Genomic DNA, 26112 nt, shown 5'->3' with positions numbered 1-26112 from the left:
GTTCCGTGCATGAGCGCCACTGACAAGGCGGAGGCCAAGCCGCCGATGCGGGACGCCCTGGTCGCGGCGGCCTTCCGGCTGTTCACGGAGCGGGGCTACGAGCAGACCACCGTCGACGACATCGTGACGCTCGCGGGGGTCGGCCGGCGCTCGTTCTTCCGCTACTTCCCCTCCAAGGACGACGTGGTCTTCCCCGACCACGAGCGGTGCCTGGCCGACATGACGGCCTTCCTCGGCGCGAGCGGGCCGGAGCACGAGCCGGTACGACGCGTCTGCGACGCCGCCCGGCTGGTCCTGCTGATGTACGCGGAGAACCCCTCCTTCTCCGTGCAGCGCTACCGGCTCACCAAGCAGGTGCCCGGGCTGCGCGCGTACGAGCTGTCGGTGGTGTGGCGCTACGAGCGCGCCCTCGCCGAGTACCTGCGGGGCCGCTTCGCCGGCGGGCGCGACGGGAACCTGCGGGCCGACGTGATCGCGGCCGCGGTGGTCGCCGCCCACAACAACGCGCTGCGCTCCTGGCTGCGTTCGGACGGACAGGGCGAGGCGACCGCGACCGTGGACCACGCGCTGGGGTACGTGCAGGCGGCGTTCGGCTCGCCCCCGGCGCCGTCCGCCGACGAGCGGCGGGTCGAGCCCGGGAACCCGCCGCGGGGAGCCGCCGAACGCCCCGAGGACGTCGTCGTCATCGTCTCCCGGCGCGGGGCCCCGCTGTGGCGGGTCGTGCAGGAGATCGAGACGACCCTCGGGCGCGACTGACCACCCGGGACCCTCTCCATTTTTGGGGGTACGCAGTGCCTTTACGAGTGGCACTGAGTGCCATATCGTGTGGGGCGTGCACGGTGGCACCGGTCGACCGGGCACGTCCGTGCACGGGTGAGCCGCGCACGTGGATTCCGGCCGAGTGCAGGGAGTTGACCCGCGTGTACCACCACTCAGGGAACGTCGTCCAGCAGGCCGCCGGCTCCGCGGCGGGCCTCCTCGACCGCGCGAGCGCCGACGGCGACACGATCCTCTTCCAGCGGTGCACCTGGTGCGGCACCGCCATGTACCACCGTCTCCTGTGTCCGGTCTGCCAGGGCAGCGACCTGCGCACCGAGCGCAGCGAGGGCGCCGGGACGGTGCGCCACGCCACCGTGGTGCACCGCAACACCCCCGCCGCGCGCAACGTCTCGCTCGTGGAGATGGCCGAGGGGTTCGTCGTCCGCGGCCGGGTCATGGGTCCGCTCATCGGCATCCACAGCGGCGACCGCGTCCGCCTGTCCACGGTCAAGGACCCGGTGCGGGGCGAGCCGGTCTTCCAACTCCTCGACGAGCCGTACCGGGCCTGGCACTAGGGTGCGTATCGAGTCGTGATCAATCGGCGGTCCGGGTGCGGTCCTTGATCCAGATCATCGAGGCGCGCAGGTGGAGGCCGGCGAGGTAGCTGTCCGGGGTCTTGTCGTATCGGGTGGCGATGCCTCGCCAGGCTCTGAGCTTGCTGATCAGGCGCTCGACGGTGTTCCTTTCCGGCACTTGCGGTCGGCGGCGAGGTGGACCTTGCTGGTCCGCCCGCCCCTGGAGCGTCCCAGGAGGGCGGCCTTCAGGCGGAGTCCGTGTCGGCGCCGGGTGCCAGTTGCATGCGCGTCACGCAAGAAAGTCAAGCGGTGGCCGGGTCGACCTCCCGGGCTTCTTCGCCGACCTCGTTCGCTGTGAGACGCGCCTCTACAACGCGCTGAACGACCGTCTTCGCGAGCGGCACGGGATCGTCACCTCGCAGTTCGAATTCCTGCGCTTCCTGCGCGACCACCCTGGGTCCCGGGTGGCGGACCTTGCCGCTGAGTTCGCCATCGGGATCGGTGCGACCAGCAAGGGCATCGACCGTCTGGAGAAGCAGGCACGGGTCGTGCGGCGAACCAATCCATCGGATCGTCGCTCATCACTGCTGGACCTGACCGATGACGGCCTGCAACTCGTCGAGGCGGCGGAGGCCACCTTCACCGAAACGCTGGCCGAGCTGACCGCAGGCGCCCTCGGTGGCCCCTCAGGGCCGGCCGCCGTGCAGGTCCTTTCGGAGCTCCGCTCCGTGCTCGAACGCCATCAGATCGGCCTGCCCACAGGCTGACCGGCTGTGCATCCAGTGCGATCGCCCGCTGGTCTGCGATCAGCCTTTGTCGCGAGGCAAATCCCGCAGATTGATCACCACTCGATACGCGCCCTGGGTCCGATCCGGCCGGACGGCCGGGCGGTCGCTCCCCGGTCGGCGGGGCGGGCCGGCCATGGGGCGCCGGTGTCCGGATTCATGTCCTGGTGCGGACCGGGTCCGTCGTCACAGGCAACCCACAGATCCACTTTCGCTTCCTTCGGAATGCGAGGGGCTCCCGGTACGGACGGGGCCCCCGCGCTCCGAGTGTTGAGGAGTGGACCTTGATCCGTGCCCGGCGAATAGGTGTCACCGCCGTGGCCGCGCTCGCGGCCCTGGCGGGAACACCGGGACTGGCACAAGCCCGACAACCGTCCGAGACAAGGCCGTTGACCGCGCCCGCCGACAGCGCACTGCCGTCGGGGTGGCTGGTCGCCGGCGAGGGCGCCGCCCGTGAGCTGGTGTGGCGCTCGCCCCGGCCGGTGCCCCCCGGCGACGCCCGCGTGGAGTTCCACGCGGGCGACCGGCTGCTCGGCGTTCCGCGACCCGGCAAGGACGGCCGCACGTTCCGGCTCTCCCTCGACGCCGTCGGCGGCGCCCCCCTGAAGGACCTGCAGGTGCTCGCGAGCGGACGCCGGCTGGACGCACCCGCCGCCGGATCCGCCCGGCGGAACCAGCGTGCGCGCACCGCGCCGCAGCTCCCCGCCCCCCTTCCGGCGAACTCCGTGGACCCCGGCAGGCCCGGTGCGTACCGCACGCTCTCCGGCGAGTACACCCTGCCCGCGGTGAAGCTGCCGGGCTACGCCCAGCCCGTCGAGATGCGGGCCGTCGTGGTCGCGCCGAAGGGCGCCACCGGCAGGCGGCCGCTCGCGCTGTTCCTGCACGGCCGTCACGTCACCTGCTACAAGCCGGGCGCCGAGGACGACGTGAACATCGACTGGCCCTGCCCCGTGGGCACGAAGGAGATCCCCAGCTACAAGGGCTATCTCAAGGACCAGCGGCTGCTCGCCTCCCAGGGATACGTCACCGTCTCGATCTCGGCCAACGGCATCAACGGCCAGGACGGGGACGTCGAGGACGCCGGCGCTCAGGGCCGCTCCTCCCTGGTCCGCCTGCACCTCGCCCGATGGGCCGACTGGGCCGCCCACCCGGGCAAGGCCCCGGCCGCGGTGCGCGAGGCCCCCCGGGCCGACCTCTCCCGGGTCCTGCTCGTCGGCCACTCCCGCGGCGGCGAGGGCGTCAACCGGGCGGCCATGGACAGCCTCTACCCGCCGCCGGCCGCCCAGGACGGCTACCGGGGCCCGGTCCGCTGGAAGATCCGCGGAACGGTGCTCATCGGACCGACGATCTTCGGCCAGAATCCGGTCGCCGACGTGCCGTCCGCGACCATCCTGCCCGGCTGCGACGGTGACGTCTCCGACCTCGAGGGCGAGACCTACCTCGACGGGACGCGCGGCGTCAGTCGCGGAACCGCCCTGCACAGCGCCGTCTACGTGGTCGGCGCCAACCACAACTTCTTCAACAGCGAGTGGACCCCAGGCCAGTCCGAGGCCCCGGCCTCGGACGACTTCTACGACTCCCCGCAGGAACCGGACGGGGTCTGCTCGGGGAACGCCCCGACCCGGCTGAGCGCCGACCAGCAGCACCGGGCCGGCTCGACCTACATCGCGGCCGCCGCCCGGCTGTTCGTCGGAGGCGACGACCGGGTGCGCCCGCTGCTCGACGGCACCGGGCGGCGCGCGCCCTCCGCCGATCCGGCCCGTGTCCTGACGCACGCGGTCGGCGCCCGGCGCTCGGGCGGGTTCCTGCCGGACGGCGGGGTGAAGGTGACCGGCGGCCGCGTGTGCCGGGCCGACACCGACCCGGCCAGGGCCTGTCTGGGCCAGGACGCCCTGGGGATGTCCCCGCACTTCGGCTGGTGGGACGTGGAGACGGACAGCGCCAAGAGCGCGGTCGCCATGCGCTGGTCCGCACCGGGCGGGCCGACGAAGATCACGTCCACCGCCCCGGTCTCCCTCGCCGGCGCCAGGAGCCTGGCGCTGCGCGTGTTCGTGCCGCCGAACACCGCAGGCACCGCGCTGGACGTGGCCGTCGCCGACTCCGCGGGCCGCCGCGCCGACCTCGGCCGGATCACGGTCGACGGGCTGCCCGGCTCCTCCCGTACGGCCTCCTACTGGGCCCGCGAGCTGCGGGTGCCGCTGACCGCCGCCACCCGCGCCGGACTCGACCTCGCACACGTCAAGTCCCTTTCCCTGACTCCGCGTTCGGCGTCCGGGCAGGCGTGGTTCATGGACGCCTGGGGCTGGGCGCCCGGCACGCCGGCGGTGAGGGCGGCGGCGCTGCCGCGCGTCGACGTCGGGCGGATCACGGTGAAGGAGGGCGACTCCGGCGCCCGCACCTACCACGTGCCGGTCCGGGTGTCCGGGCACGGCGCCGGCACGGCCCGCTTCTACGTGGTCGACCCCGGGACCGGCGAGGCGACGGAGAAGGTGGTCCCGGTCCGGCCCGGCGCCACTCCGATCGACGTGCCGGTCGAGGTGAAGGGCGACGCGCTCTTCGGCCACGACGAGGAACAGAACCTCCTCGTGAAGGCCGTGCACGGCGCGGTCGTCGGCTCCTACCGGGGCGGGGTCACGGCGCAGAACGACGACCCGGCGCCGGCGGTGACCCTGACGCCCGCCGTCCGGGCGACCGAGGGCGAGCCGCTGACCTGGCGGATCTCGCTCTCGTCACGCGCCGAGGTGCCCCTGTGGTTCCCGCTGCGGCTGCTGCCCGTCACCGACGGGGCCGAGCTGTCCACCAAGGACGTGGACCCGCGGTGGCTGGAGGACGTCTCGGGTCGGCAGCCCGACCCGGAACTCCCGCTGTCGCAGGTGGAGATGTACGTCGGGCCCGACGTCCCGGCCGGCTCCACGAGCGCCGAGTTCGGCATTCCCACGGTGAAGGACCAGGTGGCCGAGCCCGAGGAGTCGGTGCGCCTGACGCTGACCGACGAGTCGGGCGAGCCGCTGCCGGACGCCCCTATCGCGACCGGAACGGTCGTGGACACGCCGTAGCCCACTCCTCCCGCGCCCGCCGCGCAGAGACGGACGGCGGTGGCGGGCGGCGAGGAGTGCAAGGGGGGGCGGAGGGGCACGGACCGCGCGGTCCGTGCCCCTCCGCGCGGCTCACAGCGTGATGCGGATCCCCACGGTCCCTTCGGAGCCGCGGCGCAGTCTGCTGCCGAGCAGGGTGAGCCGCCCCACCACGCCGTACTTGCGGGCCAGCAGCGTGCGGTAGCGCGCGGTGGTCTGCGCGTCGCAGATCTCCGCGGTCGCCGGGACCTGTGCGCCGGTGGGCTTCCCGCGAACGTCGCACGGGCCGACCAGGACGTCGCCGCGGGCCCGGATCCGCTTGACCTTCCAGGCGTCGGCGGCCGACCAGGCTCCGAGCGCGTCGCCGTCGCGCACCACCCACACGGGGGTGGCGACCCCGGTCCCGTTCTTCCGATAGCTGGTGATCAGCAGATACTTGCCCGCGGCCAGCCGGTCGATCGCCTTCTCGTCCATGTCCGCAGTGTAGGCAGCGGCGCCCGTCACCACCGCGGCAGCCTCGGTCCGCAGTCCGGCCGGCTCCGGCGCATGCGGCCGGTGTCGTCGCCCTCGTCGCCCGCCTCCGCCGGGACCGGCGCGGGGCGGCCGCCGCGGCGCCGCCGCCCGCGAGGTGATCGCTTCCGGGGTGAACGCTGCCGGGACCTGGCACGTATCCAGGGTGAGGGCGCTCAACGACCGGAGTGCCCCGCGGTGTTGAGACCGCGCGTTCAGGGTTTCGGGAGCCATGCATGAGGCACGTACGACGACGGACCGTCCGGCGAGTGACCCGGCTGGCGGCGGTCGGCGGACTCCTCCTGGGAGGGGCCATGGTCACGCAGGCGGCCATGGCGAGCGAGCCGCCCGTCACGCAGGCGACGGTGCGCAGCGCCGCCGGCCCCGTCGTGACCAATCCGGGGGCCGCCCTCGTCAAGAAGCTCGGCACCGCGCGCACCGCGGGCACCTGGATCGCCGACGACGGCCGGCCGGTGGTCGCGGTCACGGACAAGGAGACGGCCGACGCCGTCCGGGCGGCGGGCGTCGAGCCGAAGGTCGTCCCGCACAGCATGAACGAGCTCAAGTCGGCCACCGCGACCCTGCGGTCGGCGCCCAAGGTGCCCGGCACCGCCTGGGTGATGGACTACCGGACCAACCAGGTCGTCGTGCAGGCCGACAAGACGGTGTCGGCCGCCGACTGGTCGCGGCTGACGGACACGGCCGCCGGGATCGGCAGCTTCGTGCGCATGGAGCGCACGGCCGGCGAGTTCACCACGCGGATCAACGGCGCGCAGCCCATCCTGTCGACCGGCGGACGCTGCTCGGCCGGCTTCAACGTGACGAACGGAACGAGCGACTTCATCCTCACGGCCGGGCACTGCGGGCCGACCGGTTCGACCTGGTTCGCCGACAACCAGGCCGAGCGCCAGGTGGGCCAGACGGTCAACTCCAACTTCCCCGGCAGCGACTTCTCCCTGGTGCAGTACGCCAACGGCAAGGCTGGCGACGGCGCCGACGTGGTGGCCATCGGCAACGGCAACGGAGTGCGCATCACGGGCACCGGTGACGCGGCCGTGGGACAGCGGGTGTTCCGCAGCGGCAGCACCAGCGGGCTGCACGACGGCCAGGTCACCGGCCTGGACGCGACGGTGAACTATCCGGAGGGCACGGTCAGCGGGCTCATCGAGACGAACGTGTGCGCCGAACCGGGCGACAGCGGCGGCCCGATGTTCTCCGACGGCATCGCCCTCGGCGTCACCTCGGGCGGCAGCGGCGACTGCAAGACGGGGGGCACGACGTTCTTCCAGCCCGTCACGAACGCCCTGGCCCAGCTCGGCGGCGTCCAGCTGATCGTGGCCGCCCCCTCCGCCGGCGGCCAGGCCGGCAAGCAGACGTCGTCGGCCGGGCCCGCGCCCGCGTCCTCCCCCACCCAGGCGGCGATCGCCCCGGGCTCCGCCTCCCCCGGCACCACGACGCCGGTGACGGGCGTCGGCGGCGACGTGTCCCTGGCCGCCCGGCTCACCGACCCGAGGAACATCGGCCCCGGGCTGCTGGTCATCGCGGGGAGCATGGTCGCCCTGGTCGCGACCCGGTACTTCCGCGCCGAGCAGGACCGCAAGGCCTACCAGCGCTACTACTCGGCGACCTGGGGGTGACCCCCCGGCCGGGGCTCGGCCTGCCCGAGCCCCGGCCGAGGCGGTGCGGGGAGAGTACGGGCTGTGGGGGACGGCGTAGACCGGTGCGAGGAGGACGCTCGTGCGCCCCGCCCGGGGATTCTTCAGGACGGGGTCGCGGGGAGGGGATCCGCGGTCGGGCGGCTGCCGGACCGGCCGCCGGGCCGAACGTCAGGCCGCTTCGACGGGCTGCGGAGCGGCGGCCCACTCCAGGACGAGCCGCTGGTACTCCTCGCGCTGCTCGCCGCTCAGTGTCCCGCCCGACCGGAACCACAGGGCCCGGATCTCCTCGTTGACCTCGTCAGCCGATCGCTCGGAGCAGGTTTCAACAGTGGTGGACATGGTGTGAATCTTAGGGCGTCCGACGTGAAGGCCGCGTGAGTCATCCCGAATCAATCGGACATATCGGACGTGTTACTGATCACGTCCATCTGTCAACCCCTTGCGCACGGTCCGTCCGGACGACCGGGTCCCGCGGCGCGGAGGCTCAGCCCTGCGCGGCCCCCAGCACCAGCACCTGGATCGCCGGCACCGCGGCCCCGCGGGCCCAGTCGTGGAAGTCGGAGACCTTCGTCTCCAGTGTCACGGGAGCGGCCAGCGGATGCCGGTGGGCGCGGATGGCCGCCTCCACCGTCGCGCCCCCGACGTCCATCAGCCCGACCCCTTCGCCGGCCAGCAGGATCTTCTGCGGCATGACGAAGTTGGCGATCTGGGCGACCAGCACGCCGAGGGCGCGGGCCGCCTCGTCCACGACCCGGGCGGGCATCGGCTCGCCGTCGGCGGCGAGGGCGAGGATCTCCTCGTACGTCCGCTCCCGGCCGGTGGCCGCCTGGACCTGGTAGCGGATGCTGGGGATGGTCAGCAGGGACACCGCGCTGCCGCGCTCCCCGTCGGGGGTGAGGGGGCCGGCGGGATCCAGGATCCAGTGCCGGCCGAACCCGCGGTCCTCCTGCGCGCACGGCACCCGCCGGCCGCCCAGGACCAGCCCGTAGCCGATGCCCGCGCCGATGGTGAGGACCACGAAGCGGTCGAGGCCGCGGCCGGCGCCGAACCAGGTCTCGGCCTCCACCAGCGCGGCGACGTCGTTCTCGACGACGACCGGCAGCCCGGTGCGCTCCTCGACCAGGGCGGCCAGCGGGACGTCGCGCCATCCCAGGAAGGGCGAGTCCGCGACGACGGCGCGGTCCCGGACGAGCCCGCCCACGCCGATGCCGATGCCCGCGAGGCCCGGGTGGGCACGGGCCAGTTCGTCGGCCGTCTCCCCCAGCACGCCGACGACCTCGGCGGGATCGCGCGAGGCGAGCGGGCGGTCGCGGCGGGCGATCACCTCGCTCCTGAGCGTGGTGACGACGCCGTACACCGTGTCCTCGGTGATCTTGAAGCCGAGGAACGAACGGGCCCCGGCGACCACGTCGAGCGGCTGCGAGGGACGACCCTGCCGGGTTCCGCCCGCGCCGCCGGCCTCGGGCGCCTCGACCAGCAGACCCGACTCGATCAGCGGTTTGGTCAGCCGGGTGAGACTGCCCGCGGACAGCCCCAGCCGCCGCGACAGATCCGTGCGCGAGAGCGGTCCGTGGACGAGCACCTCGATCGCGACCGAGCGCTCCCCCGCGCTCAGCGGCAGCCAACTGGCGGCGCCTGCGGCCATGAGGATCACGCTCCCGCCCGTATTTCTTTCGCACTGGAACTATCCAGATCACTATAGGTGCCAGACACTGATCGAAGGTGACGTCGGCTGGCCTCTTGAGGTCTGGATCCTTTCACCTCAAAAGTAAGTGGCGAGCCGGATCACCCCGTTCCCCGACCAGTGAAGGACCCGCACCATGACGTTCTCCCTCGGCATCGTCGGCGCCGGACAGTTCTCCGGCCAGTTCGCCAGGTTGTTCCTGGCCCATCCCGGCGTCGGCGACGTGTACGTCACCGATCTGCTCCCCGAGCGGGCCGAGCGGCTCGCCGCCGCCGAAGGCCTCACCGGCGTCTTCCCGTCGTACGAGGCGATGCTCGAGTCGGACGCGGTGGACGCGGTCGCCGTCTTCACCCAGCGCTGGACGCACGGTCCGCTGGTCCTGGAGGGCCTGAACGCCGGCAAGCACGTCTACTCCGCCGTCCCCATGGCGATCAGCGTGGAGGAGATCGCGGCGATCATCGACGCGGTCAGAACGACCGGGCTCACGTACATGATGGGCGAGACGAGCCAGTACAACCCGGCGACCGTGCACGCGCGCAACCAGATCGCCGAGGGCGCCTTCGGGCGGATCTTCTACGCGGAGGGCGACTACGTCCACGACATGGACCTCGGGTTCTACGACGCGTACCGGTACAGCGGCGGCGAGGACTGGAAGGCGACCGCGAGCTATCCCCCGCTGCTCTACCCGACGCACTCGGTGGGCGGGGTGCTGGGCGCCTGGCGCACGCACGCGGTGAGCGTGTCGGCGATCGGCGTCGTCGACGAGCGCCGGGACGGCGTCTTCGACAAGGAGGTGAGCCGGTTCGGCAACGACTTCTCGAACGCCACCGCGCTCTTCGAGGTGGCGGGCGGCGGCTCGTTCCGCACGAACGAGTTCCGGCGGGTGGGCTACCCCTCCCACATCCGCGAGTCCCGATTCCGCTTCTTCGGCACGGAGGCGAGCATGGAGCAGCTCGCGACGGTGGCGCTGTGGCAGGACAAGAACGGTGTGAAGGACATCAGCGAGCTGCTGGAGCCCAAGCCGACGCTGTCCCCCGACGACCCGTCGCTGGGGCACATCGCGCCCGAGCTGCGGGCCGCCTTCACCTCGGGCTCGGCGCCGGTGCACGACCGCTCACGGCTGCCCCGGGAGTTCGACGCGCTGCACAACGGGCACGAGGGCAGCCATCACTTCCTGGTGGACGACTTCGTGACCGCGGTCGCCGCGCGCACGCTGCCGTCCGTGAACGCCTGGGTCGCGGCCCGCTACACCCTGCCGGGCATCGTCGCGCACGAGTCCGCACGACAGGGCGGAACACGGCTGGACATACCCGACTTCGGGGACGCCCCCGAGGCGTGACGCGCGGGACGCCGGGCGCCCGGCCGCCTCAGGGGCGTGCGCGGTCTCAGGTGCCCGGCTTGCGGCCGTAGACGAAGACGTCGTCGCCGGTCTTCAGCAGGGACCAGTACTTCTTGGCGGTCGTCGACGTCATGTTGACGCAGCCGTGGGAACCGGGCGGGTTCCACATGCTCAGGCCGACCGAGTGGAAGGCCTGTCCGCCGTCGAAGAACTGGCTGTACGGCATGGGCACGTTGTAGATGTTCGAGACGTGGTTGAGGTGGCGCCAGTAGATCTTCTTCAGACCGGTGCGGGTCTCGAACCCGTCGCGGCCGGTGCGGACGGGGACGGGCCCGTAGACGAGCCTGCTGCCGTCCTGGATCCAGCTGATCTGCAGGGTGAGGTTCACGCAGGCGATACGGCCCTTGTTGGTCGGGCACGTGCCCGCCTTGTTGGGCTTGTTGCCGACCGCCTTCTGCTTGTTCATGAGGTCCATCACGCCCCAGGTGACGGGCCCGGCGTAGCCGATGGCGGGCGAGATGCCGTGCTTGTTCTGGAAGGCCCGGATGGCGCCGCAGTCGGCGCCGGACTGCTTTCCGTCGACGGGCCGGCCGAGGAACTTCTCCACCTGCTTCTGGTAGGGCCCGGCCTGCGTCGTACAGCTCGCGGCCTGCGCCGGCGCCGCGCCCAGCGCGAGCGTCAGCGGCGCTACGAGTCCGGTGACCCCCAGCGCGACGACCCCTCGTCTGCGTATGTCCCCCATGGCTGCCCTCTCCCTGGCATGGTGTGTCGATCTCACAGTGGTAGACCGCTCTGCGCGGGCGGCGGTTGTACGCCGGCCCGGGCTGTGACGAAACGGTGAACTTCACCGCCGCTCGCCGGCCCGGCCGCGCCCGCCGGGCAGCCTACGGCCGACCGCCGTCACCGCCGGGGGCGGCCCCGGCGGTGACGGCGGTGACGGCGGTCGGCCGCTGCGGCGGTGACGGATGCTCACCCGGCGGACGGCGCGCGGGCGACAGCTCAGCGGTAGCCGGTGGTGTCCGCCGGTTTTCCCGCGTCCTGGACCTCGACCAGATAGCGCCAGGCGTCCGGGCGGCTCCCGTCGAGGTCCGTGAAGCCGTACTCCCGGGCGAGGCCGCCGCTGGACAGGGACTGGCCGTTGAACCGGGCGACGCCGGGGTCGGCGGCGAGGGCGGCGACGGCCCGGCCGACGAAGCGGGGCGTCTCGGAGATGGCGAAGTGGGGGACGCGGCCGAGGGCGTCGCGCCAGTTGTCCTCACCGACTCCGAACTGGTCGAGCATCAGCTCCGAGCGCATCCAGCCCGGGGTGAGCGCGACGGCCGTGGCCTCGCGGGGTCCGATCTCGTGGGCGAGGGCGAAGGCCATGCGCAGGACGGACGTCTTGGCGAGGTCGTAGAAGAGGTTCACGCGGTAGGTGTCGCGGTTGTACTCGGCGGTGCCGTCGGTCATCTCGACGACCAGGCCGCCCGGCCGGCGCAGCAGCAGCGGGAGCGCGTGGTGGCTGGTGACGGCGTGGGTCTCCACGGCGAGGCGGAGCAGCCGCAGCCCGTTGTCGAGGTCGTGCTCCCAGACCGGGGTGTCCCACTCGAAGAGGCGCTCGGCCCCCCAGATGTCGTTGACGAGGACGTCGAGGCGGTCCTGTTCGCGTGCGACACGGTCCACGAGGTCGCGGACCCGGACGGGGTCGAGGTGGTCGGTGGGGACGGCGATACCGCGGCCGCCCGCCTCCGTGACCAGGTCGGCGGTGTCCTCGATGGTCTCGGGGCGGTCGTACTCCGAGCGCCTGGCGCGGGTGGTGCGTCCGGTGACGTACACGGTGGCGCCGGCCGCCCCCAGCTCCACGGCGATCCCTCGTCCCGCGCCCCGGGTGGCCCCCGCCACCAGTGCGACCTTGCCTTCCAGCGGCCCAGACATGTCCGGCCTCCCTGTTCCCGTGTCCTCGCGGCAGTGGTGTCGCCTCGATGGTCCAGGGAAAGCCGGACGTCCTCTGTCGCCTTTCGGCGGTTCTCACCCGGCCGGGTGGAGCCGCGCCGGCGTCTGCGCGTCAGTGCCCCCGGGCGATCCACTCCTCCAGGTGGGGCGCCTCGGCTCCGATGGTGGTCTCGTCCCCGTGCCCGGTCAGCACCCGCGTCGCGGGCGGGAGGGCGAGCAGCCGGTCCCTGATGGACGTGATGATCGTCGGGAAGTGGGAGTAGGAGCGGCCGGTCGCGCCGGGGCCGCCCCGGAAGAGGGTGTCGCCGGTGAACAGGACCCCGAGCCCCGGGTCGTGCAGGCACACCGCGCCGGGCGCGTGGCCGGGGGTGTGCAGGACGGTGAGGTCGGCGCCGGCGGCCTCGATGACCTGGCCGTCGACGAGGTGGGCGTCCGGCTCGCGGTCGGGGTGGGTGAGCTTCCACAGCGGGAGGTCGTCGGGGTGCAGCCAGATGGTCGCGCCCGTGAGGTCCGCGAGGGCGGGGGCGGCGCCGACGTGGTCGTTGTGGGCGTGGGTGCAGACGACGGCGGTCAGCCGCCGGTCGCCGACGGCCTCGGCGATGGCGGCGGCGTCGTGGGCGGCGTCGATGACGACGGCCTCGTGGTCGTCGCCGACGATCCACACGTTGTTGTCCACGTCCCAGGTGCCGCCGTCGAGGCTGAACTGGCCCGAGGTGACGAGACGTTCGATGCGCGCGGCCATCACAGCACCACCACCGAACGCAGGACGTCCCCGTGGTGCATCCGCTCGAACGCCTTCTCGATCTCGTCCAGTTGAATGGTCTCGGTGACGAACGCGCCGAGATCCAGGCGGCCCTGGAGGTGGAGGTCGATGAGCATGGGGAAGTCGCGGGAGGGCAGGCAGTCGCCGTACCAGGACGACTTCAGCGCCCCGCCGCGCCCGAACACGTCCAGCAGGGGCAGTTCGAGCTTCATCTCCGGCGTGGGGACGCCGACCAGGACGACCGTGCCGGCGAGGTCGCGGGCGTAGAACGCCTGCCGGTACGTCTCCGGGCGGCCGACCGCCTCGATCACCACGTCCGCGCCGAACCCGCCGGTGAGTTCGCGGATCGCCTCCACCGGGTCCGTCGCCCTGGAGTTCACGGTGTGCGTGGCGCCCATGCCGCGCGCCGTCTCCAGCTTGCGGTCGTCGATGTCGACGGCGATGATCTTCGCCGCCCCGGCCAGCCTGGACCCCGCGATCGCCGCGTCCCCGACGCCGCCGCAGCCGATGACCGCGACCGAGTCGCCGCGGCCGACGGCGCCGGTGTTGATCGCGGCGCCGATGCCCGCCATGACCCCGCAGCCCAGCAGACCCGCGACCGCCGGCGACACCGACGCGTCGACCTTGGTGCACTGTCCGGCCGCGACCAGCGTCTTCTCCGCGAACGCGCCGATGCCCAGAGCCGGGGAGAGTTCCGTGCCGTCGGTGAGGGTCATCCGCTGCTCGGCGTTGTGGGTGTCGAAGCAGTACCAGGGGCGCCCGCGCAGACAGGCCCGGCACCGCCCGCACACGGCCCGCCAGTTCAGGATGACGAAGTCACCGGGCGCGACGTCCGTGACGCCCTCGCCCACCGACTCCACGACGCCGGCCGCCTCGTGGCCGAGCAGGAAGGGGAACTCGTCGTTGATCCCGCCCTGCTTGTAGTGCAGGTCCGTATGACAGACCCCGCAGGCCTGGATCTTCACCACGGCCTCGCCCGGACCGGGGTCCGGGATCACGATCATCTCCACGCGCACCGGCTCGTCCCGGCCCGGCGCGATCACCCCGCGCACTTCCTGCGGCATGTTCCAGCCTCTTTCCTAGTCGGTCGTCCGTCCCGATGCCGACCCTACGCGTGACTGATCGGTAAGGGCGCGGGCGACGGGGCCCGCCGACGCTTCGAACCCGTGGCCCCGGGGCCGCGCACGGCAGCCGCCGACGTAGCCTGGGGGCTTCCGCCGAGCCTCCCGAGGAGCCCCGTGACCATCGCCCCGACCGCCGGCGACCGGCCCCCGTGGCGGCTGCTGCTCGACTATGTGCGGCCGCACCGCTGGGCCCTGCTCACGGGGGCGGTCCTCTCGCTGGTGACCGGCGCCACCGGGCTGCTGCTGCCGCTCGTGGCAAGGAAGTTGATCGACGACCTGGGCCACGACCGGTCGACCACCGGCGCGTTGCTCGCCCTGACGGCGCTGGTCGTCGCCAACTCGGCGGTGGGCGCGCTGGGTTCGTACGTGCTGCGGCGGACGGCCGAGTCGGTGGTGCTCGGCGCTCGGCGGGCGTTGTCGTCGTATCTGCTGCGGCTGCGGATCACGGCGGTGGACCGCAGCGAGCCCGGTGATCTGATGGCCCGCATCACCTCCGACACCACTCTGCTGCGCGAGGTCACGACGGACTCCCTGGTGGGCCTCGGCACCGGCGGGCTGACACTGGTCGCCACGGTCGTGATGATGGGCCTGGTCGATCCGGTGCTGCTCGGGGTCACGCTGGCCGTGATCCTGTGCGCGGGGACGGTCCTCGGGGTGATCGTGCCGCGCATCAACCGGGCGAGCCGGCGCGCGCAGGACGCCGTGGGGGTGATGGGGGCCTCGCTGGAGCGGGTGCTGGGCGCGTTGCGCACGGTGAAGGCCTCGGGCGCCGAGGACCGTGAGGAGGCGACGCTGCACTCGGCCGCCGAGGAGTCCTGGCGGCAGAGCGTGCGGGCCGCCAAGTGGTCGGCGGCGGCCGGGAACACGGCCGGACTGGCGATGCAGACGGCGTTCATCACCGTCCTCGCGGTCGGCGGCGCGCGGGTGGCGACCGGCGCCATCCGGATCGGCACGCTGGTGGCGTTCCTGCTGTACGTCTTCTACCTGATGTCGCCCATCCAGCAGCTCGTGGGGGCCGTCACCCAGTACCAGACGGGCTCCGCGGCCCTGAGCCGCATCGCGGAGGCGCTGCGGCTGCCCGCCGAACCGGTGTCCCGGCCCGCGACGCTTCCCGCACCCGCCGACGGACCGGCCTCGCTCGCCTTCTCCGACGTCCGTTTCCGGTACGCCGACGACCTGCCCCCCGTCCACCACGGCGTGACGTTCGCCGTGCCGGCCCGGGGCATGACCGCGTTCGTCGGACCGTCGGGCGCGGGGAAGACCACGGTGTTCTCGCTCATCGAACGGTTCTACGACCCCGAGTCCGGCACGATCTCCCTCGACGGCCGCGACCTCGCCGACTGGGACCTGTCGCACCTGCGCTCCTCCATCGGCTACGTGGAGCAGGACGCGCCCGTCCTGTCGGGCTCGCTCCGCGACAACCTGTTGCTGGGAAACGCCGAGGCGGACGACGACGCCGTGCGGGGCGTGCTGAAGACGACCCGGCTCGACGACCTGGTCGCACGGCTTCCCCAGGGGCTGGAGACGCTGGTCGGTCACCGGGGCACCAAGCTCTCCGGCGGTGAGCGGCAGCGGGTGGCCATCGCCCGCGCGCTGCTGCGCCGCCCCCGGCTGCTGCTGCTGGACGAGGCGACCTCCCAGCTGGACGCGGTGAACGAGGCGGCGCTGCGCGACACCGTCGCCGACGTCGCCCGCACGACGACCGTCCTGGTGGTCGCCCACCGGTTGTCGACGGTCACGATGGCCGACCGCATCGTCGTCATGGACGCGGGCCGGGTCCGGGCGGTGGGCACGCACCGCGAACTCGTGGCGGGCGACCCGCTCTACGCGGAGCTCGCGGCGACCCAGTTCCTCGCGACGGTCGACTGAGCCCGCCGGGCGGATGCGGACGAGGGCGCGACCGGGACGGACGGCCCGGGGCCTCGCCGGGGAGGCGGACAGGCACGCCGGGAACGGGTGCGGGGGCCGCCCGGTCGTCCGGACGGCCCCCGCCGGGGGAGGTGCGACGCTCAGGTCAGCAGCCCGGTGACCGGGGCGACGAGGTCGGTCACCTGGTGCAGTTCGTTCAGCTGCTGGAGCTGGGTCACCTTGTTGAGCTCGCCCAGCTGCCGGGAGACCGGCGGGAGTTCGGCCCGGTGCTCGGCCGGGATCTGGCTCCCGACCAGGGTGTCCAGCGTGGTCATCGGGTTGAGCTGTCCGGCGGCCGGGGCGTCGGCCGCGCTCGCCATGGGCGCCGCGAGGCCCGCGACTCCGGCGGCGAGAGCGGCGATTGCGGCGATGCGTCGAGTGGAGATCATGCCCTCAGCAACGCCCCGGACGCCTTCGGGGACACGGGCGGGCGCCCGCGCTCACCCGACAGGCGGAGGAACCCGGCCCCGCTTGCCGAGCCCGGCGGGCGGGAGGAGCCTCGAAGGTGAGGGTCACGCGGCCCGCTCTTCCACCCTGGCCACGGCCCTCGGAGGAGGTCACCATGGGCACCGCGGCAGGCTCCGCCTTCGACACCGAGACCCTGCGCAGGGGCATCGAAGGACGGACCCCGACGACATTGCTGTCGCTCTACGCCGACGACGCGGAACTGCGCGTCGTCGACCACCAGGCGCAACCCAGCCACCCGAAGACGCTGCACGGCAGGGAGGAGATCGCCCGGATGCTGGACGACGTCTACAGCAGGGACATGACCCACAAGCTGGAGGAGTGCATCGTCCAGGGCGACCGCGCCGCCTACAGCGAGTCCTGCCGGTACGCGGACGGCGTGCGCGTTCTGTCCGAGTCGATGATCACGCTGCGGGACGGCAAGATCGTCGAGCAGACGATGATCCAGGCATGGGACGAGTAGGGAGGAAAGCCGCCAGGGTCCAGGTCACCTCCCGGTTGACCTGGACCTTCTCGGCGACGGCACGGCTGGGAAGGTCGCGAACGATCCGCTCGCGGCTGCCCGCGCCCGCGTCGGCGGCAGGACGGCGCGCCTTTCTCGCCCTGCTGTGGACCGCGCTGCGGGCAGCGCGCCGCCGCCCGCCCGTCCCGGCCCTGCCGTCTCCACGCGCCGTGCGATCGCGACGCGGCCGCCACCGCTGAGCCGCGCCCCGCCCCCCGGGACATGAGGTCAGCCGGGGCGGCGGGGGCCTGACGCGGTGAGCGGGCCTGCGCGTCAGGTCAGTTCAGGCTCCACTTCTGGTTGTCGGCGCCGGAGCACGACCACAGCACGATCGGTGTGCGGTTGGCCGTGCCCGCCCCGTTCGCGTCCAGGCACAGACCGGCGTTGACGTTGGTGATCGTGCCGTCGCCGTTGACGTTCCACTGCTGGTTGCTCTGCCCGGTGCAGTCCCAGACGACGACCTTGGTGCCGTTGGCGGTGCCGTGGTCGTAGGCGTCGAGGCACTTGTTGCCGTACACCACGAGTTCCTTGCGGGAGGTGTACGTCCAGGCCTGGTTGGAACCGCCGTTGCAGTCCCAGATCTCGGCCTGCGTGCCGTTGGCGATGGTGGAGTCGAACATGTCCAGGCAGCGGCCGGACTGCTTGCCCACGACGAGGCTGCCGTTCGTGCCGGGCAGGGGCCTGACGGTGATGTCCGCGAGGGTGGGGGCGCCGGTGAACGCGAGCGTGTTGGCGGCGCCCTTGGACAGGGCGACCTGCACGGAGACCGTGCCCTGGGCGGAGCCCGTCGGCGGGAAGGAGACCGTCGTCGCGGTCTGGCCGTTGACCTTCAGGGTCGCGGTGCGGGGGGTGGAGGCGGTGTTGGTGTAGGCGACGTCGACGACCTTGAGGCCGGTGCTGCCGGCGACCACGCCGGAGAAGCCCGACGTGCCGGCGTAGGTGCTGCCCGACGCCTCCGTGCCGCCGGTGACGGTGAGCAGGACCGAACCTCCCGCCGGGACGTTCGCCGTGTAGCCGGTGGCGTACGAGCCGACGTCGGCGCGGGTCCACAGGTCGCGGACGGTGGCGGAGGCGTCGGTCAGCCCCAGGTCGGCCCAGCGGGCCGTGATGTTCGCGGCGGCGGAGGTGCGGTTGAGCAGCACCACGGCCCGCCTGCCGGAGCCGGCGAGGACCTTTCCGTACACCTGGAGCCCGCTGCCGTCCTCGGCGACCTTGACTCCCTGCAGACCGCGGGCGTCCTGGTCGACGGCGACGACCTCGGGGTTCTTCAGGATGTCCGCCGTCTGCGTCGTCATCGTGGTGAGGTCGTTGCCGGCGAGGAGCGGGGCGCCGGAGACGGCCCACAGGTTCATGTGGGTGCGGTTCTGGGCGGCGGTGAAGCCGTCCATGCCGACCATCAGCATGTCCGGGTCGTTGTAGTAACCGGTGTGCTGGGCCGTGGGATGCACGTTGCGGTCGTAGTTGGTCAGCAGATTGGTCATGGACGGCTTGTTGCCGAACAGGATGATGTCGTCGTTGGTCCGCCACATCGCCCCCTGCCCCGGCGCCCAGTTCCACGGGTTCTGCCGGCCCCAGTTGCACAACGACAGGGTCATCGGGCGGCCGGTGGCGGCCGTGGCCTTCGCGATCGCGCCGCTGATGGCCCGGTACGTCGTCGCCGCGTCGAGTTTCTCGGCGTCGCCGCCGCACCAGTCGACCTTCACGAAGTCGAAGCCCCACTGCGAGAACTGCAGCATGTCCTGGTCGTAGTGGCCCTCGCTGCCGCTGCCCGGAGCGGCGGGACGGCCGGTCGGGTAGTAGTAGCCGCAGCCGTCCTTGCCGGCGTCGGTGTAGATGCCGGCTTTCAGGCCCTTGCCGTGGATGTAGTCGGCGATGGCCTTCATGCCGCCGGGCCACTCGGACTGGTCGACGGTGATGTTCCCCGCGCCGTCGCGGGTGCCCTGCCACCAGCCCTCGTCGATGTTGACGTACTGGTATCCGGCCGCCGGCAGACCGGAGGCGACGAACGCGTCGACCTGCCGCTTGATGACGTTGTAGTCGATCTTCGCGGCGAAGCTGTTCCAGGAGGCCCAGCCCATCGGGGCGGCCGGAACGGCGATCTGGCGCGGGGTCGAGGCCTCGGCCGTGCCCGGCTGGACGAAGAGCAGGGCGGCGGTCGCCGTCAGCAGCAGGGCGAGCACCCGCGCGGCGGCGGATCTGCCACGGTGCGGGAAGCGGGAGCGGGGTGGGGGAAACATGCGGCGGCTCCGGAATCCGAACTTTCGACATATCGAACGGGGATCGACTAACCGAACGTGGTGCGCGCCGAAAATAGGGCCGCCGGAGAGCAAAGTCAACGGCTGCGACAGAAGTGGCACGGCCGACGGCCGAAGGCCAAGTGGCTTCTTTCGCAGGGTCGTTCGCTCCGCAGCGGACTTCGCGGGCCTTCCGGGCCGCCGACCGCCGGGTCGCGCTCGGCCTAGCTAGGGGTTCTTCGCTTCGGGACTCTCGGGAGGAAGACTCCGGGCGGGAGCGGGGGCCCACCCCGGCGGTCGCAGCGTCCCCAGCAGCTGGCGCACCAGTTCGTCGACCACCTCGTCCAGCGTCGCGTCCACCCAGCCCGCGCTCCAGTCGTGCAGGAGCCCGTTGACGCTGCCGATGAAGGCGGCGGCCGCGAGACGGTAGTCGCGGGGGGCCGCCTCGCCGCGCTCGGCCGCGGCCGTCGCCTCGGCGCGGATCAGGTCGACCCAGCGGGCGCGCCGGGCCAGGCGCTGTTCCTCCAGGCGGGGGCTCACGCCGACGATCTCGACGAAGGTGATCCGGATCCGGTGGGGGTCGGTGGTGACGTCGGCCGCGTAGGCGCGGAAGATCGCGGTGACGCGCTCGGCGAGCGGCAGGCCCTGCGCGTCGGCGAAGGCGGCCAGGACCGCTTCCTCGGCCCAGTCGTTGACCTGCAGATGCAGCGCTGCCAGGACGTCCTCGAGGGTGCGGAACTCCTCGTAGAACTGGCGCGTCGACAGGCCCGCCGCCTCGCTGAGCGACGCGACCGTGGTGCCGCGGTAGCCGGGCCCGCCGCCGAACAGCCGCAGCGCCGCCTCCAGGAATCTTTCCCGGCGTTCGGCCTGCCGCTGCTCGGCGGACTTGCCGCCGTAACGGCCGGTCGGCGCTCTGAGCCTGCCCGTCACTGGCCCTCCCTCGTCGCTGCGTACTCCCCCGCCGCCAATTTTGTCGTGCACGGAGTCTTGTGGCGAAGGGCACCCCTTCCTTACTTTCCAGTAAGTCAACTCTGAACGCATCGGTGTTCAGATTCGGGCGGCCCTCCGCCCTGCCCCCACGCCTTCAGCCACCCAGAGGAGAGAGCAGCATGCCTGCCTTCAGATCCAGGCACCTTTGCTCCGTAGCCGCCGCCCTCGTCCTGACCGTCGCCGCCCCGGCGACCGCCGCCACCACCGCTTCCGCCGCTTCCGCCGCCTCGACCGCCGCCGCCCTGCGCGAGGTGCTCTTCGTCGGCAACAACTGGGAGGGCACCGCGGACGTCGTCAAGTCCAGCGGTGACTTCGCCAAGGTCGGCCGGATCAACGTGATCCCCGACAAGGCCGCCCGGATGGCGGAGATCAACGCCGACCCGATCAAGTGGATCTACTTCCAGGCCATCCGCAACGGCGTCGGCGAGGGCCACGACCAGTTCGTCGACGACATGTACACCACCCCGGACGGAGCGTCGGTGGTCGTCTCCCGGCCGAGCTTCGCCGACGTCGTCTCCATCGACCTGGCCACCGGGAACATCAACTGGCGCTTCCCCGTGTCCGGTTACCGCTCCGATCACATGGCCGTCTCGCCGGACGGCAAGCGGGTCGCGGTCTCCGCGTCGATCTCCAACACCGTGCACGTCCTGGACATCGTCACCGGCAAGCAGCTCGGCTCGTTCAAGACCGGCGACAAGCCGCACGAGAACATCTTCACCAAGGACGGCAAGTACATCTACAACATGGCGATCGGCGACGTGAACACCTCGCTCGACGCGCCGTGGCAGGACTTCACCAAGGGCGACCGCCGCATCACCGTCGTCGACGCGACCACGTACCAGCAGGTCAAGGTCATCGACATGCGGCAGCGGCTGGACGCGATCGGGCTCAAGGACTACTCCGACGCCGTGCGCCCCGCGGTGTTCTCGCCGGACGAGTCCAAGCTGTACTTCCAGGTCTCGTTCTTCAACGGCTTCTTCGAGTACGACCTCGCCTCGGACCGGATCACCCGGACGAAGACCCTGCCGAAGAACCCGGCGACCAGCGACGACCGCACGACCTTCGTCAACGACTCGCGTCATCACGGCCTCTCGATGAGCCCCGACGGCAGCAAGCTGTGCGTGGCCGGCACGATGGACGACTACGCGACGATCGTCGACCGCGGCACGCTCCAGGAGGGCCCGCTGGTCAGCGCCTCCAAGCCCTATTGGGCCACGGTCAGCGGCGACGGCAGGGACTGCGTCATCTCCGAGAGCGGCGCCGACCAGATCACCGCGATCGACTTCGCCACCGGCCAGAAGGTCCTCTCGGTGCCGGTGGGCGACCATCCGCAGCGGGTCCGGCTCGGCCATGTGGCGGCGAACTGGACCGGAACCGGCAGCTGACGGCTCCCCGGCACGGCGGGGGTGGGCGGCGGGTGACCGCGGCCCACCCCTTCGTCGTGTCCGGCGTGCTCACCCCGCCTTCTGGGCCGCCCACGCCGACAGTTCCGTACGGGCGGCGGCCAGCAGGGCCGCGGACGGCGCGACGGCCCCGTTGGTCACCAGGGCGTAGTGCAGGACGCCCGAGTCCTGGGCGCCGAGCAGCAGGCGACGGCTGCCCGTGCCGCCCGGTTCGACGGCCGCGCCGATCTTCGTGGCCGCCGAGTACGCGGGCGGGGCGTAGACCGTTCCGAGGTCGGAGACGACCGTGGTCGCGGCGGTCGGGAAGGAGGCCGGCAGATGCAGTTCGGTGGGCGCCGTGCCGCCGTTGGAACGCCACACCAGCAACCCGTACTGGCCGGAGCCCACGAGCTGCTTCGTGTCGGGCAGGGAGCCGGGGACCGGATTCCAGGTGAGCGTGGTGGAGCCGTCGCGGGAGCGGTCCTCGTAGGTGAAGGCGACGGTCGTGCCGGAGGTGGCGCTCGGGTAGACGCGGTCCAGCAGCCGCGCGTCCTGACGCAGTGTCACCGTCCCGCCGTCGTCCATGCGTACGGCGGAGAGGTCCTCGTCGTTCCAGGCGTCGCCGGTCGTGCGCACCTTGTCGGGGTTGTCGTTCATCAGCTCGTGGTGACGGCCGTTGTAGATGTCCCACTGCCACTGCGAGCCGGACAGGACCGGACCCGAAGCCGCCGGAGCGGTCCACCAGTTGGCGCCCTTCACACGGGAGTCGAGGCCCTGGTACATCGCCTTCAGGACGGTCGGCGCCTTGCCGGCGGTGCTGCCGTTCAGCGGGTGGCCGAACTCGCTGACGATCGCGGTCGTCCCGGCGGTGGCGGCGCGGTCGCGGACCGTGCCGAGGTCGGTCACGTACTGGCCGTCCGCCGCGTTGCCCCACATCAGGATGCCGGAGATGGCCTTCTGGTCGTAGAAGTGGGTGTTGAAGACATAGCGGGAGCCGAGCGTGCCCGCGTCGAGGAGGCCGCCCTCCTCCTTGCTGACGTTGCCGTTCCAGAAGAGGTTCGGCTCGACGAGGGCGGGCTTGTCGGTCCAGCCGGCCGCGTCCATCCGGGCCCGGAACCTCACGTAGAAGGGCCACAGCAGGTCGCGTTCCCAGCTACGGCTGGTCTGGCCGGAGTCGTAGGGGCCGGCGTAGGGCTCGTTGTAGGGGTCGAAGCCCAGGACGCCGGCGAACTCCTCGGCGGTGAGGTTCGCCTTGACGTACGTCATGGTCTGCTGGGCGGTGGCCAGGAAGGAGTCCTGGAGGCCGTGGTCGTTGTGCCAGAAGTCGTGCTGGGCGGCCTTGACCGCGCTGTTCTGGGTGATGTTCTGTCCCCAGAGCAGGCAGATCCCGCACGATTCGCTCGGGTAACCGCCCAGCTCCGCCGCCCACTTGGGCGCTCCGTCGCCGGTGTACCAGCTGCCCGGGTTGAACAGCCAGCGGGAGTAGAGGTCCTGGTGGAAGTCGGGGTAGACCCGGATGCCGGCGTCGAGGAAGGTGCGCATCTGGTCGGTGGCGGCGGCCAGGTAGGCGGTGTCGACCTGGCCGCGCACCGGTTCCGCGTAGGCCCAGGAGAGCAGGAAGCGAACGGAGTTGCCGCCGCCGAGGGCGCGCAGGGCCGTCGCCGACTTCCTGGCGTCGGCGACGGAGGCGAAGGGCAGGCCCCTGTTCTCGGCGAGCTTGGTCTCCCCGGAGACGTTGTAGCCGCGCAGCACGACCTCGCGGCCGTTGCCGTCGACGAAGCGGCCGCCCGACACGGTGAGCGCCGTGCCGTCGAAGGGAAGGGAGTCGGGGATCGTGGCGGCGGCGGTGGCGGTGGCGGCCGTGGAGCCCGCCACCGTCAGGAAGCCGCAGAGTCCGCAGAGGACTACCAGAACAGCGAGCAGACGAGCCCGGATATTCGGCATGTTCACTACAGTCCGGTGATTTCCGGACACCGTCAATACCTTCTGACCCACGAGTAAGTTGGCTTTCTGTCAGCTCAGTTGGCCACCCGACCCGTCACGCGCACCAAGCACTCCGCACGGCGGAACGGATCGTGGCCGGTGCGCGGCCGCCGCCGAAGCGCGCCGGGGCGACGGGCCCGCAGGGGGCGAAGCCGCTCCCCCGGTCGCCCTCCCCCCGGGTCAGCGCTTAACGTGCGGACATGCGCGACATTCTTCCGGTGCTGAACGGGTGGTACGCCGCAGGTGCGCCGTTCGGTCTCGCCACGGTGGTCGCCGTCGCCGGCAGCGCGCCGCGCGAGCCGGGCGCGGCGATGGCGGTGGGCCCCGGCGACGAGGTCGTGGGCAGCGTCTCCGGGGGGTGCGTGGAGGGCGCGGTGTTCGAGCTGGCCCGGGAGGTGGTCGCCGACGGGTCGGCCCGGACGGAGGTCTTCGGCTACGACGACGAGGACGCCTTCGCCGTCGGACTCACCTGCGGCGGCGAGATCTCGGTGCTGGTGCGCGCCGTCTCGCCCCGCCTCGATCCGACGTTCGGCGCGGTCGCGGAGTCGGTGGCCGCGGGCGAGCCGGTGGCGGTGGCCTCGGTCGTCGACGGCCCCGCGCCCCGCGGGGCGGTCCTCGCCGTCTGGCCCGACCGCGCCCACGGCTCCCTGGGCACGGACGGGCTGGACGCGGCCGTCACGGCCGACGCGCGCGGCGAACTCGCCCTGGGCGCCACCGCCGTGCGCCACTACGGACCGCAGGGCCGGCGGCGCGAGGACGACGTCTCGGTCTTCCTGCACTCCTTCGCGCCGCCACCGCGCATGCTGGTGTTCGGCGCCGTCGACTACGCCGCCGCCGTGGCCCGCGTCGGGCACTTCCTCGGCTACCGCGTCACGGTGTGCGACGCCCGCCCCGCCTTCGCGACCCCCCGGCGCTTCCCGCCGGACGTCGACGTGGTCGTGGACTGGCCGCACCGGTATCTGCACGGCACGGACACCGACGCGCGCACGGTGATCTGCGTCCTGACCCACGACCCGAAGTTCGACGTGCCGCTGCTGGAGGACGCGCTGCGCCGGCCCGCCGCGTACATCGGGGCGATGGGCAGTCGCCGTACGCACGACGAACGCCGCGCCCGGCTCGTGGCGGCCGGGCTCACCGAGCGCGAGCTGTCCCGGCTGCGCTCACCGATCGGGCTGGACCTGGGGGCCCGCACGCCCGAGGAGGTGGCCGTGTCGGTGGCCGCCGAGATCGTGGCGCTGCACTGGGGCGGCAGCGGCGCTCCGCTGACGCTCGCACGGGGGCCGGTCCATCGCCGGCGGCCGTGACCTCAGGCGCGGTCCGCCCGGTGGTCCGCGACGATCTGTTCGAGGTGGTGCAGGGCCGCCGTGATCCGGGCCGGGTGGTCGCGGAAGAACGGGTCGTCGGGGACCGGCAGCGACCCGGCCAGCGCCCAGCCCCGGGCCCGCGCCCAGGTGGCGTCGTCCGCGCCGACCGCCTCCCGGAACACCGCACGCGCCCCGGCGGGCAGGAACCTCCACGCGGGCTGCAGGTCCACCGCGGGGTCCGCCACCGCCAGCGTCCCGAAGTCGATGACCGCGCCGAGCCGGCCCTCGCGCAGGAGCAGGTTGCCCGCGTCGAGGTCGCCGTGGATCCACACCGGCGGTTTCCGCCAGGCGGGCGCGGCCAGGGCCGCCTCCCACACCCGGGTGAGCGCGTCGGCGTCGACGAGGCCGGTCCCCTTCAGCGCCGCGATCTTGGGCCGCACCCGGCTCTCGTGGGCGATCGAGTCGCGGTCGTCGCCCAGCGGCACGCCCCGGAAGGCGTTGCCGGGCTGCGGCCCCGGTCCGCCGGTGGGGTCGGCGGCCTGCAGGGCGATGAGGAAGCCGGCGAGGTCGCGGGCGGTGCGCACCGGGTCGACGAGGCCCTCGGTCGTGGCCGTCTCCCCCTCCAGCCAGCGGTACACCGACCACGGGTACGGGTAGCCCTCGCCGGGCGCGCCCTGGGCGACCGGCTCCGGGACGGGCAGCGGCAGCAGGGGCGCGAGCCGGGGCAGCCAGCGCTGCTCCCGGGCGACCTGGCCGGCCCAGTGCGCGTGGCGCGGGAGACGGACCGACAGCGTCCCGCCGAGGCGGAAGGTGGCGTTGTCCATGCCGGATCTCGGCACGGGGACGACGGGAAGCCGGGCCCAGTGGGGGAACTGCGCGGCGAGCAGACGGCGCACGAGCGCGGTGTCGATGAGCACGCCCACCATGTCATCCGGCGCGTCTCGGGACGTCCACCGATTTATTCGATGCGAAAAACGAGTTTTGGTCCGTTATGGAACGCCGCGGGATGGGTAGGCGACGAAGCACGGACAGGGATGCACGTCCTCTGCCCTTCGTCCAGCGAAGGAAGGAGGTCCGTTGAAGCAACGCACACCCGCAAGTACCGGGCCGCCCCCGGGCCTTCTCGGCCGGGAGCGGCCCG

22 protein-coding genes and 1 pseudogene are annotated in these 26112 nt (G+C 72.4%); 10 read left to right on the top strand and 13 right to left on the bottom strand.

Annotation, left to right across the window (positions count from 1 at the left end; all coding sequences use genetic code 11):
- The first annotated feature begins 45 nt into the window (after positions 1-45).
- Positions 46-756 (top strand): TetR family transcriptional regulator, encoded by a 711-nt coding sequence (locus Sri02f_RS26115; RefSeq protein WP_174855710.1) that lies wholly within the window; start codon positions 46-48, stop codon positions 754-756.
- Positions 757-920: 164 nt separating this feature from the next.
- Entirely contained in the window at positions 921-1334 is a 414-nt protein-coding gene (locus tag Sri02f_RS26110) for a Zn-ribbon domain-containing OB-fold protein (RefSeq protein WP_109003750.1), read from the top strand.
- A gap of 19 nt (positions 1335-1353) precedes the next feature.
- Here the strand turns inward: Sri02f_RS26110 and Sri02f_RS26105 are convergent.
- Positions 1354-1736, bottom strand: a pseudogene (locus tag Sri02f_RS26105) (hypothetical protein); the annotation flags it as partial.
- Between Sri02f_RS26105 and Sri02f_RS26100 the strand changes: the two are divergent.
- Positions 1712-2101 (top strand): MarR family winged helix-turn-helix transcriptional regulator, encoded by a 390-nt coding sequence (locus Sri02f_RS26100; protein ID WP_373865130.1) that lies wholly within the window; start codon positions 1712-1714, stop codon positions 2099-2101. The pseudogene Sri02f_RS26105 and the gene Sri02f_RS26100 overlap by 25 nt on opposite strands.
- Positions 2102-2403: 302 nt before the next feature.
- Positions 2404-5175, top strand: coding sequence for an alpha/beta hydrolase family protein (locus Sri02f_RS26095; RefSeq protein ID WP_109003747.1), 2772 nt, complete (start codon positions 2404-2406; stop codon positions 5173-5175).
- Positions 5176-5286: 111 nt separating this feature from the next.
- On the opposite strand, the gene Sri02f_RS26090 is transcribed toward Sri02f_RS26095, so the two are convergent.
- On the bottom strand, positions 5287-5667 hold the full coding sequence (locus tag Sri02f_RS26090; protein ID WP_109003798.1) for a PPOX class F420-dependent oxidoreductase: 381 nt from the start codon (positions 5665-5667) through the stop codon (positions 5287-5289).
- Between the two features lie 272 nt (positions 5668-5939).
- Here Sri02f_RS26090 and Sri02f_RS26085 point away from each other — a divergent pair, with 272 nt between their 5' ends.
- On the top strand, positions 5940-7340 hold the full coding sequence (locus Sri02f_RS26085; RefSeq protein ID WP_109003746.1) for a S1 family peptidase: 1401 nt from the start codon (positions 5940-5942) through the stop codon (positions 7338-7340).
- 189 nt (positions 7341-7529) lie between these two features.
- Here Sri02f_RS26085 and Sri02f_RS41815 read toward each other — a convergent pair whose 3' ends face one another.
- Both Sri02f_RS41815 and Sri02f_RS26080 read right to left on the bottom strand, forming a co-directional pair.
- Complete coding sequence (locus tag Sri02f_RS41815; protein ID WP_167467621.1) at positions 7530-7700, bottom strand: hypothetical protein; 171 nt, start codon at positions 7698-7700, stop codon at positions 7530-7532.
- Between the two features lie 145 nt (positions 7701-7845).
- Positions 7846-9006, bottom strand: a complete 1161-nt coding sequence (locus Sri02f_RS26080) for an ROK family transcriptional regulator (RefSeq protein ID WP_109003745.1) — start codon at positions 9004-9006, stop codon at positions 7846-7848.
- Between the two features lie 175 nt (positions 9007-9181).
- Between Sri02f_RS26080 and Sri02f_RS26075 the strand changes: the two genes are divergently transcribed.
- Positions 9182-10384: a Gfo/Idh/MocA family protein gene (locus Sri02f_RS26075; RefSeq protein WP_109003744.1), complete on the top strand. Its 1203-nt coding sequence runs from the start codon at positions 9182-9184 to the stop codon at positions 10382-10384.
- A 46-nt stretch (positions 10385-10430) separates the two neighbouring features.
- Here Sri02f_RS26075 and Sri02f_RS26070 read toward each other — a convergent pair whose 3' ends face one another.
- From Sri02f_RS26070 to Sri02f_RS26055, 4 genes are all read right to left on the bottom strand, one after another.
- Positions 10431-11126 (bottom strand): L,D-transpeptidase family protein, encoded by a 696-nt coding sequence (locus Sri02f_RS26070; protein ID WP_109003743.1) that lies wholly within the window; start codon positions 11124-11126, stop codon positions 10431-10433.
- Between the two features lie 257 nt (positions 11127-11383).
- The gene (locus Sri02f_RS26065; RefSeq protein ID WP_109003742.1) at positions 11384-12298 is read right to left on the bottom strand and encodes an SDR family oxidoreductase; all 915 of its coding nucleotides are present in this window, start codon (positions 12296-12298) and stop codon (positions 11384-11386) included.
- 130 nt (positions 12299-12428) lie between these two features.
- Positions 12429-13058, bottom strand: coding sequence for an MBL fold metallo-hydrolase (locus Sri02f_RS26060; protein ID WP_109003741.1), 630 nt, complete (start codon positions 13056-13058; stop codon positions 12429-12431).
- On the bottom strand, positions 13058-14143 hold the full coding sequence (locus tag Sri02f_RS26055) for an S-(hydroxymethyl)mycothiol dehydrogenase (RefSeq protein WP_109003740.1): 1086 nt from the start codon (positions 14141-14143) through the stop codon (positions 13058-13060). Before Sri02f_RS26055 ends, Sri02f_RS26060 begins: the two co-directional genes overlap by 1 nt.
- Positions 14144-14317: 174 nt before the next feature.
- Between Sri02f_RS26055 and Sri02f_RS26050 the strand changes: the two genes are divergently transcribed.
- Positions 14318-16072: an ABC transporter ATP-binding protein gene (locus Sri02f_RS26050; protein WP_109003739.1), complete on the top strand. Its 1755-nt coding sequence runs from the start codon at positions 14318-14320 to the stop codon at positions 16070-16072.
- A 140-nt stretch (positions 16073-16212) separates the two neighbouring features.
- Here the strand turns inward: Sri02f_RS26050 and Sri02f_RS26045 are convergent, their stop codons facing one another.
- Positions 16213-16500 carry a hypothetical protein gene (locus Sri02f_RS26045; RefSeq protein WP_109003738.1) on the bottom strand — a complete coding sequence of 96 codons (288 nt, stop codon included), beginning with the start codon at positions 16498-16500 and terminating at the stop codon, positions 16213-16215.
- A gap of 173 nt (positions 16501-16673) precedes the next feature.
- On the opposite strand from Sri02f_RS26045, the gene Sri02f_RS26040 reads away from it, so the two are divergent.
- Complete coding sequence (locus tag Sri02f_RS26040) at positions 16674-17039, top strand: nuclear transport factor 2 family protein (protein WP_109003737.1); 366 nt, start codon at positions 16674-16676, stop codon at positions 17037-17039.
- A gap of 317 nt (positions 17040-17356) precedes the next feature.
- Here Sri02f_RS26040 and Sri02f_RS26035 read toward each other — a convergent pair whose 3' ends face one another.
- A complete protein-coding gene (locus Sri02f_RS26035) occupies positions 17357-19315 on the bottom strand; it encodes a ricin-type beta-trefoil lectin domain protein (RefSeq protein ID WP_109003736.1) in 1959 nt (652 codons plus the stop codon).
- Between the two features lie 225 nt (positions 19316-19540).
- Positions 19541-20242, bottom strand: a complete 702-nt coding sequence (locus Sri02f_RS26030; protein ID WP_109003735.1) for a TetR/AcrR family transcriptional regulator — start codon at positions 20240-20242, stop codon at positions 19541-19543.
- Between the two features lie 179 nt (positions 20243-20421).
- Here Sri02f_RS26030 and Sri02f_RS26025 point away from each other — a divergent pair, with 179 nt between their 5' ends.
- On the top strand, positions 20422-21687 hold the full coding sequence (locus tag Sri02f_RS26025; RefSeq protein ID WP_109003734.1) for a YncE family protein: 1266 nt from the start codon (positions 20422-20424) through the stop codon (positions 21685-21687).
- Between the two features lie 69 nt (positions 21688-21756).
- Here the strand turns inward: Sri02f_RS26025 and Sri02f_RS26020 are convergent, their stop codons facing one another.
- Positions 21757-23628, bottom strand: a complete 1872-nt coding sequence (locus tag Sri02f_RS26020) for an endoglycosylceramidase (protein WP_109003797.1) — start codon at positions 23626-23628, stop codon at positions 21757-21759.
- Positions 23629-23867: 239 nt separating this feature from the next.
- Between Sri02f_RS26020 and Sri02f_RS26015 the strand changes: the two genes are divergently transcribed.
- Positions 23868-24971: an XdhC family protein gene (locus Sri02f_RS26015; protein ID WP_109003733.1), complete on the top strand. Its 1104-nt coding sequence runs from the start codon at positions 23868-23870 to the stop codon at positions 24969-24971.
- Positions 24972-24973: 2 nt separating this feature from the next.
- Here the strand turns inward: Sri02f_RS26015 and Sri02f_RS26010 are convergent, their stop codons facing one another.
- A complete protein-coding gene (locus Sri02f_RS26010) occupies positions 24974-25897 on the bottom strand; it encodes an aminoglycoside phosphotransferase family protein (protein ID WP_109003732.1) in 924 nt (307 codons plus the stop codon).
- Between the last annotated feature and the right edge of the window lie 215 nt (positions 25898-26112).

Origin of the sequence: Streptomyces rishiriensis, assembly GCF_003112535.1 — a bacterium.
Classification (GTDB): Bacteria; Actinomycetota; Actinomycetes; order Streptomycetales; family Streptomycetaceae; genus Streptomyces; species Streptomyces rishiriensis.
The sequence above is the reverse complement of the archived record's forward strand: the minus strand, read 5'-3'. Positions and strand labels throughout refer to the sequence as shown.

Bases quoted from the DNA above. Each gene is read 5' to 3' on its own strand.
- Sri02f_RS26080 (WP_109003745.1), bottom strand. From the start codon at position 9,006: ATGGCCGCAGGCGCCGCCAGTTGGCTGCCGCTGAGCGCGGGGGAGCGC.
- Sri02f_RS26040 (WP_109003737.1), top strand. From the start codon at position 16,674: ATGGGCACCGCGGCAGGCTCCGCCTTCGACACCGAGACCCTGCGCAGG.
- Sri02f_RS26065 (WP_109003742.1), bottom strand. From the start codon at position 12,298: ATGTCTGGGCCGCTGGAAGGCAAGGTCGCACTGGTGGCGGGGGCCACC.
- Sri02f_RS26025 (WP_109003734.1), top strand. From the start codon at position 20,422: ATGCCTGCCTTCAGATCCAGGCACCTTTGCTCCGTAGCCGCCGCCCTC.
- Sri02f_RS26020 (WP_109003797.1), bottom strand. From the start codon at position 23,628: ATGCCGAATATCCGGGCTCGTCTGCTCGCTGTTCTGGTAGTCCTCTGC.
- Sri02f_RS41815 (WP_167467621.1), bottom strand. From the start codon at position 7,700: ATGTCCACCACTGTTGAAACCTGCTCCGAGCGATCGGCTGACGAGGTC.
- Sri02f_RS26035 (WP_109003736.1), bottom strand. From the start codon at position 19,315: ATGTTTCCCCCACCCCGCTCCCGCTTCCCGCACCGTGGCAGATCCGCC.
- Sri02f_RS26045 (WP_109003738.1), bottom strand. From the start codon at position 16,500: ATGATCTCCACTCGACGCATCGCCGCAATCGCCGCTCTCGCCGCCGGA.
- Sri02f_RS26060 (WP_109003741.1), bottom strand. From the start codon at position 13,058: ATGGCCGCGCGCATCGAACGTCTCGTCACCTCGGGCCAGTTCAGCCTC.
- Sri02f_RS26010 (WP_109003732.1), bottom strand. From the start codon at position 25,897: ATGGTGGGCGTGCTCATCGACACCGCGCTCGTGCGCCGTCTGCTCGCC.
- Sri02f_RS26015 (WP_109003733.1), top strand. From the start codon at position 23,868: ATGCGCGACATTCTTCCGGTGCTGAACGGGTGGTACGCCGCAGGTGCG.
- Sri02f_RS26115 (WP_174855710.1), top strand. From the start codon at position 46: ATGCGGGACGCCCTGGTCGCGGCGGCCTTCCGGCTGTTCACGGAGCGG.
- Sri02f_RS26070 (WP_109003743.1), bottom strand. From the start codon at position 11,126: ATGGGGGACATACGCAGACGAGGGGTCGTCGCGCTGGGGGTCACCGGA.
- Sri02f_RS26075 (WP_109003744.1), top strand. From the start codon at position 9,182: ATGACGTTCTCCCTCGGCATCGTCGGCGCCGGACAGTTCTCCGGCCAG.
- Sri02f_RS26090 (WP_109003798.1), bottom strand. From the start codon at position 5,667: ATGGACGAGAAGGCGATCGACCGGCTGGCCGCGGGCAAGTATCTGCTG.
- Sri02f_RS26055 (WP_109003740.1), bottom strand. From the start codon at position 14,143: ATGCCGCAGGAAGTGCGCGGGGTGATCGCGCCGGGCCGGGACGAGCCG.
- Sri02f_RS26085 (WP_109003746.1), top strand. From the start codon at position 5,940: ATGAGGCACGTACGACGACGGACCGTCCGGCGAGTGACCCGGCTGGCG.